This window comes from Stenotrophomonas sp. DR822, from assembly GCF_019793815.1.
Classification (GTDB): domain Bacteria; phylum Pseudomonadota; class Gammaproteobacteria; order Xanthomonadales; family Xanthomonadaceae; genus Stenotrophomonas; species Stenotrophomonas indicatrix.
On the sequence record NZ_CP081826.1, the window covers coordinates 1,146,615 to 1,160,031 of the forward strand.

The 13,417-nt window shown below is 64.1% G+C and carries 10 protein-coding genes and 1 tRNA gene; all 11 read right to left on the reverse strand.

Translation table 11 applies throughout. The annotated features are described in order from the left end of the window. Nucleotides 1-59: 59 nt before the first annotated feature. Nucleotides 60-136, reverse strand: a tRNA-Asn gene (locus tag K5K93_RS05335). Between the two features lie 56 nt (nucleotides 137-192). Beyond that, the gene (locus tag K5K93_RS05340; protein WP_105164961.1) at nucleotides 193-564 is read right to left on the reverse strand and encodes a type IV pilin protein; all 372 of its coding nucleotides are present in this window, start codon (nucleotides 562-564) and stop codon (nucleotides 193-195) included. Between the two features lie 65 nt (nucleotides 565-629). After that, complete coding sequence (locus tag K5K93_RS05345) at nucleotides 630-4,331, reverse strand: PilC/PilY family type IV pilus protein (RefSeq protein WP_261311933.1); 3,702 nt, start codon at nucleotides 4,329-4,331, stop codon at nucleotides 630-632. Nucleotides 4,332-4,365: 34 nt separating this feature from the next. Further along, nucleotides 4,366-4,899 (reverse strand): PilX N-terminal domain-containing pilus assembly protein, encoded by a 534-nt coding sequence (locus K5K93_RS05350; protein ID WP_164280331.1) that lies wholly within the window; start codon nucleotides 4,897-4,899, stop codon nucleotides 4,366-4,368. A 2-nt stretch (nucleotides 4,900-4,901) separates the two neighbouring features. Then, complete coding sequence (locus tag K5K93_RS05355; RefSeq protein ID WP_105163801.1) at nucleotides 4,902-6,053, reverse strand: PilW family protein; 1,152 nt, start codon at nucleotides 6,051-6,053, stop codon at nucleotides 4,902-4,904. After that, complete coding sequence (gene pilV, locus K5K93_RS05360; protein ID WP_222390035.1) at nucleotides 6,050-6,529, reverse strand: type IV pilus modification protein PilV; 480 nt, start codon at nucleotides 6,527-6,529, stop codon at nucleotides 6,050-6,052. The genes K5K93_RS05355 and pilV overlap by 4 nt, the downstream gene beginning before the upstream one ends. Next, nucleotides 6,526-7,056 carry a GspH/FimT family pseudopilin gene (locus tag K5K93_RS05365; RefSeq protein ID WP_222390991.1) on the reverse strand — a complete coding sequence of 177 codons (531 nt, stop codon included), beginning with the start codon at nucleotides 7,054-7,056 and terminating at the stop codon, nucleotides 6,526-6,528. The genes pilV and K5K93_RS05365 overlap by 4 nt, the downstream gene beginning before the upstream one ends. A 172-nt stretch (nucleotides 7,057-7,228) precedes the next feature. After that, on the reverse strand, nucleotides 7,229-8,617 hold the full coding sequence (gene ppnN / locus K5K93_RS05370) for a nucleotide 5'-monophosphate nucleosidase PpnN (RefSeq protein ID WP_222390036.1): 1,389 nt from the start codon (nucleotides 8,615-8,617) through the stop codon (nucleotides 7,229-7,231). Between the two features lie 251 nt (nucleotides 8,618-8,868). Further along, the gene (locus tag K5K93_RS05375; RefSeq protein WP_222390992.1) at nucleotides 8,869-12,063 is read right to left on the reverse strand and encodes a carboxypeptidase regulatory-like domain-containing protein; all 3,195 of its coding nucleotides are present in this window, start codon (nucleotides 12,061-12,063) and stop codon (nucleotides 8,869-8,871) included. Nucleotides 12,064-12,289: 226 nt separating this feature from the next. Further along, nucleotides 12,290-13,087, reverse strand: a complete 798-nt coding sequence (locus K5K93_RS05380; protein ID WP_093817828.1) for an SDR family NAD(P)-dependent oxidoreductase — start codon at nucleotides 13,085-13,087, stop codon at nucleotides 12,290-12,292. Beyond that, nucleotides 13,084-13,404 carry a Grx4 family monothiol glutaredoxin gene (gene grxD, locus K5K93_RS05385; RefSeq protein WP_025875264.1) on the reverse strand — a complete coding sequence of 107 codons (321 nt, stop codon included), beginning with the start codon at nucleotides 13,402-13,404 and terminating at the stop codon, nucleotides 13,084-13,086. The genes K5K93_RS05380 and grxD overlap by 4 nt, the downstream gene beginning before the upstream one ends. Nucleotides 13,405-13,417 lie beyond the last annotated feature (13 nt).

Genomic DNA, 13,417 nt, shown 5'->3' on the forward strand with positions numbered 1-13,417 from the left:
TGAGGCGGCGCTGACGCAGAAAAGCAGAAGCCGCGATTTCTCGCGGCTTCTGCAGGATCTGGCGCCCGAAGTTGGACTCGAACCAACGACCCCCTGATTAACAGTCAAGTGCTCTAACCGGCTGAGCTATTCGGGCGGGGAGGCGCATTCTAGATGCTCATCCGCGACGATGCAAGCCTCCGTTGAAACCACTCACCAGCAGGTCAGGCTACCGGAGTTGGCCGGGGTCTTCACGCCCGCCTGGTTGAGGGTCAGCGTGCCGCACTTGTCCTTGGCCTGGTTGCCCTGCGGCACTGCCGTAATGGTGTAGGCCGTGGCGGTCGGCACGATGGTTACCGCATACATCGTGGCCCCACCCTCACGGGGCGAATTTATCTTGGTGCTGTTGGTTTCACTGAAGGTGAACGAGGCGTAGCTGTTGTTCAGCGTGTGGTGACGCTCGGCGCGCTGCGCATACTCCACCATTTCCGCCTTTGCCGCTGCACGGCGCGACTTGCGCACGTGCTCGGAGTAGTTGGGATAGGCCACAGCGGCCAGGATGCCGACGACGATGACCACGATCATCAGTTCGATCAGGGTGAAGCCCTGGGCAGACGAGCGCAGCGAGCGAGGGGAAAAGGAGGGCTTGCTCACTGGATCTGTCTCCACGATTGGCGGCCGCACGGATAGGGAACGTAGAGCGTTTCATCGCCCTTGTTGATTGGCTGCACGCAGGCCGGGGTCGGCGGCGCGGGTGGATTTTCTCCCCCGGGCGTGCCCGGCACCATGTTCGGTGGCGTGTCACGCGACAACGCACCGGCCTTGATGTCACGCACCACACCGCCGCTGGCGCCGGTCGAATTGATTTTCAGCGCCGCCGTACCGGATGCCACCTGCACACCGTCCGGTGAATTGATCGTCGCACGGCCCAGCGCACCGCTGCCGGTCAATGCCTGCAGGCCGAACAACCAGTTGTTGCCCGATGAAGCGCAGCCTGTGCTTCCCACCATGGGCACATAGGTCGGCATGTAGACGATGCCATTGGAGAGGGTCGGGTTGCCGACGAAGCGTTCGCCGGCCGGCAGGTCGATGTACCAGCCGCGCGCATTGCTGGGTGGAGTCCCCTGCGACAGCATGCGCTGATCACCGGTGGTACTGACCGCACCTGATGTCAGGCTGGCGCGGGTCAGCGTGCCGGTGACCGGACCGTTCACCGTGTCATTGACTGCGTACAGGCTCTGCAACGAAGTATCGGTCGGATCACCGACGAAGGAGAAGCTGCCACTGCCGAAGTACAGCATCACGCCGCCGGTGGCACCATTGCCTGCGGTGATGCCGCCGGTGATCGGCTGGCGCAGGGTGCGACCACCTTCGGTGTAGGAGCGCGTAGTGAACAGCGGCGTGGTCAGGCCGCTGGAGGTATCACGCAGATCGAACTTCCAGACTGCGCCCTTCTGGTCGGTGCCGTAGACGGTATCGGAATAACCATCACGACGACGTTCGTTCTGCTTGCTGCCGCCCCAGCGGTCAACCACCACGATACTGCCCAGCCCATTGTTGCCCGCCGGGGCCGCCGCTTCCACCGCTTCGATCATGGTCACCCGCGGCGTACCGGTGCCGATGTCGACCATGAACAGCACCGCCTTCTGGTTGGCACTGTTGAAGCCATTGCCGAAGATCGCTTTCCACACCGGCGCGCCGTTCTCCAGCACCGGCACGATCACCGGCTTGCCCAGCACGTGACCGATGTTATTGCGCACAGCTAACGGCAGGCTGCTGTCCAGATCACTGATTTCCCACAACTTGCTGCCGGCACCAAAAGTGTTTCCCGCCGTCACGTCGAGCGCGAAAACGCTGCGTCCGCCTGCGCCGGCTGCGCCGACCAGGGTGGTATGCCAGTTGCGTCCATAGTAGCTATCGCCCACCGCGATCTGGCCATCGACGTAGTAGCGATGGTCGAATTTCTGATCGTTCAGATCGGTCGAGTTGTAGGGGAACAGCAGGTTGCCCATGTGCCCCAGCGCGGTGGCCGGGATATAAGCGAAGTCCTCACTACCACCACCGCCTAGAACCTCGCCCTTGGCGTTGATGCCACCATTGAAAGCATGCAGCATGCCATCGTTGGCCCCCACGTAGACCATGTACTTGGCCGACTTGGCCTTGCCATCCAGATACAGCCCGTAGCTGGTACCCAGGTCGCCGCTGAAGCGCCGGTAGCCGTAGTCGTCGATCGGCGCGCTGACCACCGGGCTGGAGGTCACGATGTCACCCAGCCGCGTGGTGCGATCGCGCAGCGCGCCACCGCTGCGCTTTTCGCCGCTGGTGTCGCCCAGCAGATAGTTCACCGCCGAAGCAGCGTTGGCACCCAGCTTCTCCAGCTCGGCCTTGTTGCAACGGGACATACCCGGATACAGCGTGGCGGGCTTGGTGCACAGGTCGTCCAGAGTGACGTTCGCACCGCTGAACTTGCTCGTAGCACCGTTCTTGGTGAAATACACAGAGCGCGACGTGGGCGCTGGCAGCTGTGCACTGGCCTCCCATATCGGCGTGGCGATCACGGCGCGCGTCTTCTGGTCCACCGACAGCGTGCTGGCCGTCAGGCGGCTGAACCAGTCGGTACCTTCATTGGCGATCTCATAGCTGGGAGCCACCGAGATCGAGCCGGCACCGATGCGCGCACCACTGGAGCCCACGCCGCCGGACGGCGAGGCGCCGCTGGTCACCGCTGACAGGACACGACGCATCGCGGTGGTGATTTCCTCCGGCGTCCGCGCATTGATGTACTCGCCACGGGTGTTGACCGCGGCGTGCCAGATATCATCGACGGTGCTGCGGTCATCGTCCTGACGGGCCGGCCAGTTGTTGTACACGGAGGCGTCGGTGTAGGCGTCCTGTTTCAGATCGGGATTGAACAGGTTGCCACGCGCGCCGAGGGTAACCCCGTAGAAATTCAGGTGCAGATTGGTCTGGCAGTCCAGTCGCTTGTCCGGGTTGCCGGCCTTGCACGCATTTACCACCGGAACCTGGCCCGCCAGCAGGTCCGCGCGCAACGGCGGTTGACCAGATCGGTTGTTGTAGTACTGGCTGACAATGTCGGCCATGGTGTTGGAGTTGCCATCACTGAACGGGGTGCCCATGCCGCCATCGGCGTTGCCGGCGGTGCTGGGTCCGCCCTGGTTGCTGAAGCCATCGGTGAACAGCATGACAGCGTTCTTCTGGCAGGCCAGCTGAACCGGCGCAGCCGAATCGATGCGGGTGAACTGCAGGGCCGCCGCATCGACGGCGAAACGGTTGGGCGTACCACCACTGGCGGTAAGCGCGATCATATCCGTGTACAGCGCCGCTTTGTCGTTGGGCACCGCCATGTCACGCATGGCTAGGCGCTTGTTGTTGTCGGTGCCACTGTTGTAACTGCTGTACTGATTGATACGGAAGTAACCCACGCGGAGATTATTGACGTCGGCCAAGGAGCGCGTCATGCCAGCGATCATCGCGCGGTTGCGGTTTCCATAGTACGAGTACCAGTTCGCAAAATTCTGCAGTGCTGCGGTGTTGCCCGGCTTGATCGTGTACTTCCACAGCGCACAGCCGCTGCCGCAAGCGTTGCTCACCTTTTTGCGATCAACCCCGGAGTACGCATTGGCCGCGCCGTCCAGCTGGGGATAGGGATCGCTGTCGGAGGTCCAGGGGGTGAAGAACGTAGCAGGCCAATACTGCATGTAGACAGTTGCCGCACCATTGTTCCAGGTGTAATCGTAGTTGAGGTTGTAGTTGCTGTTGCCATAGCGGAACGGCGTATTGGCGGGAATCACCATGCCGTTCTGCATGCGGAAACTGTTGCTGGCGGCCGTGGTGTAGTAGTTACCCGCCAGTGCAACGGTGTCGGTATTGCGGGGATCGATTTTCGTCGCATTCAATGCTGCGTTCGGGTACGGTGCGCCGGTACCATCAACCCATGGCCCGTAGTTCACCGCGGGATTGAAATAGGTCGGGTTGTACGCCGAAGAGCGCGCAAAACCCAGCGAATCAAGCGGCGGGATACCGTAGTAATTGTTGATCCTGGCGCCCGGCAGGACATAGAAGTAATCGCAGCTGCCAGAGGTGTTGATGTTGCCGTTGCGGTCGAAGAAGCTCTGCCGGTTGCTGTCCCAGCAACCTTCGCCGTCCTGGCCCGGGAACTGGGTCTGGAAGGTCATCGAGCCGGAATCGTCCACCGCCATGATGAAAGCCGGTGGCGTCTGCACCTGGTTGTTGAGCGGCGCCTGGGCCAGCACGCCCTGTGCCTGCGCGGCAGTCAGGTTGTAGGCGACCACAGCCAGACCGGCGACCACGACCGCCGATCCGACAGCCATCCATTGGGTTCTACGCGTAGCCATCGCCGCGTCCTCAGAGCTTGAAAATGGTATCGACCACCGACGACGAGGTCGGATTGGCCGGATCGTCGGCGGCGAAGGCCGTGATCTGGTAGGTGCCGGTCGCCTGATCGTCCGGTAATCCTTCGTCGATGGCATTTCCACCGGGACCACCACACTTGTCGATGCGACGCACGTTGACGCTGGGCACCGAGGCAACCGTCTGCTTCTGCGCCCAGGCGATCGCGTCGAACTGATCTTCACAGTCGTAGCTGATCGAGCTCGAGCTGATGAGGCTGCCCGACGGCAGGTCCTTGCGGTCGAGGATCGCTTCAGCTGCGCGCTCGGCGTTGCGGACCACCGCCTCGGAGTTCTGGAAGGATCGGTTGGCGGCGCGATAGTTGGAGGCCATCTTTTCCTGCATGCCCGCCACCTGCATGCCGGCGATGCCGATCAGAGCAAGCAGCAGGAGCATGATCAGTGCCACGTACAGCACCACGCCACGCTGCTGCTGCGGCAACTGTGGCGGGCGACGGCCTGGGTGGCGCACGGTCGGGATAGGGCGCATGGTCAGTTTCCGAACAGTCGATTGCGCAAGGCGATGCTCACTTCATAGGAAGTGCGGTAGCGCCCATCGGTGACACCGTCCTGGTCGTAGGTCATCCCCAGCACGCCCAGCTTGGCGGCGGCGTCCTTCGGCTTGGACGCCGATGCCGAAGACGGGCTGCGGGCGATCAGCCCTACCTGTACCTGGCCAACCCGTCGCCATTGATTGGCACCGGTCGCGTTGGCCTGGGTGGTAACTGCCGAGGCCGTATTGAGGGTGGTGATGTTGCCCACCGGCGGCGTCGAGGTGGAGATGTTGGTGGTGGTATCCAGGCCGAACAGTACCTGCATGTTCTCGATGCCTTCCACCAGCTCTTCGTTGATGGCGTAGGCGCCGGCCGAATTGGCCCGTGCACGGCGCAGACCGGGACCGCTGGCGCCATTGCCGATGTAGTAGACCAACGATTCAGCGCGATAGACAACCGTAGGCTCCGGCTGCGGCGCATAACGCGACAGATCCACGCCGGACGCGGTGATGGTGCCGGCGCTGGTGGTGCCGCCGAAGAAGTCAACCGACTCGCAGTTGGCCACGCCGAACAGCGTCGGTGACGCCACGCCGCCGCCGGTAAGGCGCTGCCAACGGGTCGCGTCCACAGTCAGTTTCGAGCCGGCCACGCCGAGTACCGGCACGCCTTCCGGGGCGAGAAAACGCAGCACCAGGATGTCGCTTCCTGGCATCGGTGCCGGATTGAGGCTGGCGATCGCCCCTGGCAGCCCAGTGGGCACGCTGCCCTTGCCCACCGCCAGCGTCGCCGTCGGCCCGGTATTGGGTGCTTCGTACCCCTGCACCGCCACACTGAAGTCCAACGGACTGCCGCTGCCGGTGGCGGCGCCGAGGTTGTAGTGCGGCTCCCCCAGCCCCAGCGTCATGTGCGCCTGGTCGTTGACGCAGCCGGTGTGGCCCGCCATGCGGATGTCCCGCTCGAGGAAGTCGAGTGCGAAGCGACCATTCTCCTGCGCGCGCGCCACGCCCTCGGACAGCCGCGACGCGGCCTGCGAGGCAATGAAGATCTGGATGACGCCCAGCATCAGCAGCAGGCCGATGACCATGGACACCATCAACTCGATCAGCGACAGGCCGGCCTGCCGGAACCGTGGGGACTGCGGAAGGGTCATAGCTGTGTCTGCAGGGCGAAGGTGGTCGGCGTATCCGGGCTCTTGGCGTTCCAGCGCTCATCGGCCCAGGTGATCGCCACGGTGGCCACACCGTTGTTGACGGTGACCGTAGCGGCAGCGTTGTCGCCCAGCGCCTTGACCACCTTGCACTGCCAGGCGGCCACGTTCTGCGCGATGGTGACCGCAGCGACCGGCCGGGCGCAGACGCCGGTGGCACTCCTGCTGCCTGCGGAGAAGGTTGCAGTGGAGTACCACGCGGCCTGGTAGCGGTTGCTGCGCATCTGCTCGGTCAGGTCGTACGCCAGGTTGGTCGCCTGGGTGCGGTAGTTGGAGCTCTGCACGTAGCGCACGTTCATGGTCTGCAGCAGGGCGAAGCCCAGCAGGCCGAAGGCCAGCACGACCATCGCGATCAGCACTTCCAGCAGGCTGAAGCCACCTTGGTGGCGCCGGGCATTGAACGGGGAACGGTTCTTCATGGACAGGGTCCCTTGCTGCTGCTGGCCTGGCCGGAGGCGTTGATGGTGACCGTGCTCATCAATGGGTTCTTGCCGCATTTCTCCGGCCGCAGGGTAATGGCCTGGTCGCCGGCGGCGCGGCGGCGGCCACGGGCGTCGAAGGCGATCAATGCCTGTGGGCCGGTCGCGACCATGCCGGGGCTGACCTGGGTGAAGCGCAGGACGGTCTCACCCGTGTCGAACTGGCCGTTACCCGAGGTCGCACTGTTGCTGGAGGCGTCACTGAAAGCCAGCATGCCAGCCGACCAGTTGCCATCGCAGCTGGTTCCGTTGCTGCTGCCACAGACACCACCGCCCCGGTTGTTGCGCACCGCGTCGCTTCGCGCCAAATTGACCAGTCCGATCACTTCGTTGTGGCCAGCGGCGACCCGGTTGGAGCGGATCAGGCCCTGGAAGGCAGGAAATGCCGTGGTCACCAGAATTGCCAGCACGGCAATGGTGACCACCAACTCGACCAGCGTGAAGCCATTGGACCGGCGAAAGAACATTGGACGCTCCCCAGCGTGTTGGTGGCCACGATGGCGCACCGGCCTGCCGCCGGCAAGCGGCGGCAGGATGAACGGTCAGATCCGGGCGACGGGCGTCAAACACTTGACATCCCGCCCTCCCCCACCGGTCCGGCACGGTCCCCGCCGCGCCATCCAGCCACCCTCGCCTCGCTTACGCCAGCACCTGGTAGCAGGGCTGGTATTCGCCGGAGATCTTCATCCGGCGCTGCTCGACGAAGGCACGCAGCAGCGCGTCAAGGGCCTGCATCATGTCGGGGTCGCCATGGATCTGGAACGGCCCGAATTCCTCGATGCGGCGCATGCCGTCCTCCTTCACGTTGCCGGCCACGATGCCCGAGAAGGCCCGACGCAGGTCGGCTGCCAGGGCGTGCGGCGCACGCCCGTGGTGCAGGTCCAGCGCCGCCATCGCTTCGTGGGTCGGCACGAACGGCTGCTGGTATTCCCACGGAATCTCGATGGACCAGTTGAAGAAGAACGAATCCTTCTGCGCCAGGCGATGCTCGCGCACGCGCTTGATGCCGGCCGACATCTTCCTGGCCACCGCCACCGGGTCGCCGATGACGATTTCGTAGCGCTCGGCCGCGGCGTCGCCCAGGGTCAGGCGGATGAAGCGGTCGATCTGCTCGAAATACGGCGCGGCCACGGTCGGGCCGGTCAGGATCAGCGGGAACGGCAGGTCCTTGTTCTCCTCGCGCAGCAGGATGCCGAGCAGGTACAGGATCTCTTCGGCGGTACCCACGCCACCGGCGAACACGATGATGCCGTGGCCGATGCGGACGAAGGCCTCGAGGCGCTTCTCGATGTCCGGCATGATCACCAGGTGGTTGACGATCGGGTTCGGCGACTCGGCGGCGATGATGCCCGGCTCGGTCAGGCCGATGTAGCGCGTCACGGTCCGGCGCTGCTTGGCGTGGGCGATGGTGGCGCCCTTCATCGGGCCCTTCATCGCGCCCGGGCCACAGCCTGTGCAGATGTCCAGGCCACGCAGGCCCAGCTCGTAACCGACCTGCTTGGTATACAGGTACTCGTCGCGCGAAATCGAGTGGCCGCCCCAGCAGACCACCAGGTTCGGATCACCCGGGTTGAGGATGCGCGCATTGCGCAGCAGCCCGAACACCGCATTGGTGATGCCCTCGGACGACTCCAGCTCGGCCGCGTAGGCCGGGCCCATCTCGATGGCCATGTACGCCAGGTCACGGACCACCGCGAACAGCAGCTCGGCCACGCCGCGGATGATCTCGCCATCGACGAACGCCATCGCCGGCGCATTGGCCAGGTCGATGCGCACGCCGCGATCCTGCTGTGCGACCTGGATGTCGAAATCGGGGTAAAGATCGCGCGCGGCGCGCGGATCATCGGAGGCACTGCCACTGGTCAGCACGGCCAGCGCGCAGCGGCGCAGCAGCTCGTGCATGCCACCACTGGAGGCGTCGCGCAGGCGCGCAACCTCGGCCCGCGACAGCACATCCAGGCCACCACGCGGGTAGATCCGCGCGTCCTGCACCGGCAGCGTCCGCGCTGCCTTTTCATTCGTTGTCATATCCACTTTTCTGCTTCCTTTAAGGTGTCCGACTGTACTGCCGCCCCCTTAAAAAGCAAAACGGCCGGGAAGCCCGACCGTTGGATAGGTGCGTCCCGCGTTCGCCGCTCCGGGACCGCTTCGGCGGCATCTGCGCCGCGCACGTGTCTGGATGCTACGCCGATGCACAACCTCCCGCAAGGACTTTCGCCTGAACGGAAAACGGCCGGGTTTCCCCGGCCGTTTCCGTATACAGCAACTACGTCAGTTCATCAGAACTGGTAGCGGAAGCCCAGCTGCAGCGACCACTGCGACACACCCACGTCGAAGCCATCGGCGTCGGCGTTGGCAACGGTCGGCGTGTCCGCACCACGGTAGTTGTACACGTACTTGCCCTGGTACATGCCCTGCAGGGTGGCAACGCGGCTGTCGGCGAAGAAGCCGTAGTCGTAGATGTTGCCCCACTTCTTGTTCAGCATGTTGCCGACGTTCTGCACGTCCAGCCAGATCTCCGACTTGTGGCCCTTCATGAAGCCCGGCAGCTGCTGGCTGATGCGGATATCGAAGGTATTGATCCAGCCACTACGGAAGCCGTTGGCCGGGGCTGCGCTGCCGGCGTACTTGGCCAGGTCCGGATTGGCGGCCAGCCAGGTGAAGAAATCCTTCTCCATCTGCGCGTTGGCAGTGAACTGGCCATTGGCAGCCAGGTTACCGAACAACACGTCGCCCGGGCCCTTCGGCACGTAGAACAGGTCGTTGGCCGAACGGCCATCGCCATTGGCGTCGTTGGCGTAGACGTAGCTGTACGGACGGCCGCTGCGGCCTTCGTACACCAGGCCGATCTTGGTCTCGTAGTCACCGAAGAACTTGTGCTTCCAGTTCAGCGAGCCCGACAGGCGATCGCGGATCTGGTAGCGCGAGGTGTTCTCGACCGGGCTGTTGGCGTCGAAGGCGTACTGGTAGTTCCAGCCCGAACTGGCGGTGGAGCTGGTCAGCGAGCCGACTTCGGTGGCATCGGTGTAGGTGTAGCCGATGTTCCAGGACCAGTCGCTGGTGTCGCTCCACGGCTTGGACAGCGACGCGGTGAACTGCGAGGTACGGCCCTTGTCGGTGTTGTTGATCAGGTAGACGTTGTTGTACGCAGTATTGCGCTGCACGCGCGCGTCGCCGTTGGCCCACGCACCGACCTTGTTCTGCGCGTAGTACATGTCACGACCATCCGGCCCCTGGTACTGCACCGGGCCCAGGTTCAGGTTCTGGTAGAACAGGCCGTCCTTGACCTTGGTGACCAGCAGTTCGGCCGAAGCCACGATGCCGTACCACGGGGTTTCATGGTCGAAGGCCAGGTTGGCCTTGTAGATCGACGGCAGCTTGAAGTCGTTGCCGACGAAGTTGACGTTCTGCTGGGTCGAGCCCGGGCCGGTCGGCACCGGCTGGCTGTCCTTGTCGCCGTTGAACTTCAGACCAGCGTTGTAGGCGTTGGAGCGCAGGCTGTAGACGGTGGTGTTGAAGCCGGTCGCCGAGTAGCTGTTGCTCAGCCACACCTGCGGGGAATCGCCCTGGAACAGGCCGACGCCACCGCGCAGCTGGGTCGGGCGCTCGGTGTCGAAGGTGTAGTTGAAGCCGAAGCGCGGCTGCACCAGGAACTTGCTTTCGAAGACCTTGCTGTTGTTGTAGCCGAAGAAGCTCGACGCAGCAGCGTTGTAGGTCGGGTTCGGGCTGGTGTCCGGACGGTCAGCGCGCAGACCCAGGGTCAGGGTCAGGTTGCTGTTGACGTACCAGGTATCCTGCACGAACAGGGCCAGGTTGCTGTACTTGTAATCAGCTGCGATCGAACCCGGGGTACGCTCCGGAGCGTAATCGTAGGTGCTCCAGCGGCCGGCAGCAAAATTGTCCAGACCGTAGAAGGTGTAGGCGCCCCACGAGTTGGCGCCGTAGTAGTTGTAGATGTCGTTGGTGTCGTACGACGCACCGAACTTGACGTCATGGTTACCCAGGGTCAGGGTACCCGCACCGTAGTAGTTCCACGCCTTGGTGGTCAGGATGTTGTCCTGCGAGTTGACTTCGGTACCGAGGTACAGCGAGTCACCCGACGGCGCAGCCGTGGTGCCATCGAAATAGATGCGCACGCTCGGAGCGTTGGTATTGACCGCGCGGATCGCCGAGAACTCGCGGTACGACGCCTTGAACTCGGTGGAGAAGGTGTCGGTCCAGTCGCTGAACAGCTGGGCGACGTAGCTCTCGTTGGTCTTGTTGTGCTGGTACCAGTACGAGTTCAGCGACGCCGAGCTCGTGGTCATGCCGTTGATGCGCAGCTTGCTCTGGTCAATCTTGCTGTAGCGGATGTTGGCGCGGTGGTTGTCGCTGATGTTCCAGTCCAGCTTCAGCGCGTACTCTTCCATCGAGGTGTCGCCGTTGCTTTCGATGCCACCGGCGTCGATGCCGTAGCCCTGCGCGATCTGCTGCGCACGGGTCACGTCAGCCAGGTTGAACTGGCCATTGGCCTTGCCCAGCGGGGTGGTTGCCAGGTCGGCACCGGGAGCGGACTGCTCGAACTTTTCGTAGTTGGCGAAGAAGAACAGCTTGTCCTTGACGATCGGACCACCGACGGTCATGCCGTAGGTCTTTTCCTTGGTGAAGCCATTGAACGGCTGGCCTTCCGGGTTGTCGCCGAACCAGTCACCGTCACGGTAGGTGCCGTACACCGAACCGTGGAATTCATTGGTACCCGACTTGGTCACCGCGTTGACGGTGGCGCCGGCGGCAGCAGCGATGCTGACGTCGTAGTTGGACAGGTTGATGTCCAGTGCTTCGATGGCTTCCATGGCGACCGGCTGGCGGCGGGTCGGCATGTTGTTGCCTTCCAGGCCGAAGGTATCGCTGGCCGAGACGCCGTCGATGCTGATCGAGTTGAAGCGCGGGTTCTGGCCGCCGGCCGAGATCGAGCCCGAAGCGCGATCGATGAAGGTCACGCGCGGATCCAGACGCATCAGATCCTGGATGTTGCCGCCGATGGACGGCGCAACTTCGATCTGCTGCTGGCTGATGTTGGTGCCCGAACCCATCTTGGTGGCGCTGAACACTTCCGAGCCGCCGCCGACAGCGGTGACCTGCACGGTGTCCAGGTTGGTCGCGGCGAGGTCACCGGCCAGGGTGGCGTTGATGGTGCCGGTCTGGTTCACGCCCAGGTAGACGCCATCTTCGGTCTTGGTGCCTTCACCCGGCTTGGTGATGGTGATCGAGTACGGACCACCCACGCGCAGGCCGCGCGCGTTGTAACGACCCGCCGCATCGGTGGTGGCACGCGAAACGGTGCCCGACTCGGTGTGGGTAATGGTGACTTCAGCACCGGCGACGGGCTGGCCGGCGCGGGACACGACCTGGCCGCCGACACCGGCAGAGGTGCTCTGGGCGAAGGCGGGAGCGGCGGCGAGCGCAGCCACGAGACCAAGGGTAAGCTTGGACATCCGGAGTGGGTGGGTCATTTTTCGGTAGCCTCGATGCGAGTTGGGCGATGGCGGAAAAAAGCGCATCCAAGCAGCCTTGCGGGTGGCTGACTGGACATTTATCTGGGGTTCCCTACCGTGAACGGCAGCTGCCGCAACGGTTAACACTAGATTAACACGCTACGCCTTGAATGTGACGGTTGTGCGACAAACGGCACCGGATCGCAACGCTATCGTGACGGAACCTTCATTCCGCTTTACGAACGCCTTCACCCGCCGATGGCGGATTGCCCGCATCGAGCACCTGCCCACGCCATGCCAGCCCAGCGGCGGACAAGAGGGTTACGGCCGCTGCAGCAGCAGCCTCCGGACCACATGCGGCCGGGTCCTGGTCGATCGAATAGGCCCGCGCACGCAGGGCGGTACGCAAGGGGCCGGGATACAGGCCACTGACCCGCACCGGGCTGCGGGCCAGCTCGTCATGCAGGCTGCCGATCAGCCCGCGCAGGCCGTGCTGGGCGGCACCGTAGCCGCCCCAGTACGCCTGCCCCACCCGCTCAGGGGCATCGACGGTGAACACCAGTGCCGCATCTTCACGCTGGCGCAGCAACGGCAGGCAAGCCTGGGCCAGCCAGGCCGGAGCGGTCAGGGTGACGTGCACGGCGCGGGCGAAGCTGGCCGGGTCGGCCAGCTCGAACGGGGTCAGGCCGGGAAAATGCGCTGCACAGACCAGCAGGCCATCAAGGCGCCCCAGCTCCTGCGCCACCGCCTGGGCCAGTTCGGCATAATCGTCGGGACCGGCACCTTCCAGGTCCAACGGGTACAGCAGGGGCTCTGGCCCAACCGCCTGTACCTGGGCGTAGACCCGGTCCAGCCTTCGTGGCTTGCGCCCCAGCAGGACCACGGTCGCCCCCGCCTCAGCGGCTGCAACAGCGGCAGCGCTGCCGAGCCCGCCGCCCGCACCGGCAATGAGCACCACACGGTCCTGCAACGGGCGGCCATCGAGCGCCCCGTCTGCCGGTGACGTCGATGGCCAGGCGCTCATCCCTGTGCGGCCTCTTCGACGATGCGCTTGAGCTCGCCGGCTTCGAACAGTTCCATGACGATGTCGCAGCCGCCGATCAACTCACCGTTGATGAACAACTGCGGGAAGGTGGGCAGATTGGAGAAGCGCGGCAGGTTGGCGCGGATCTCCGGCTCTTCCAGCACATTGACCGTGCGCAATGCGACGGCGCCTGCGGCCATCAGCGCCTGCACGGCGCGGCTGGAATAGCCGCACATGGGGTATTGCGGGGTGCCCTTCATGAACAGCACGAGCGGGTAACGATCCACCTCGGCCTGGATTTGCTGCATTACCGCCACACCTCACTCCTTG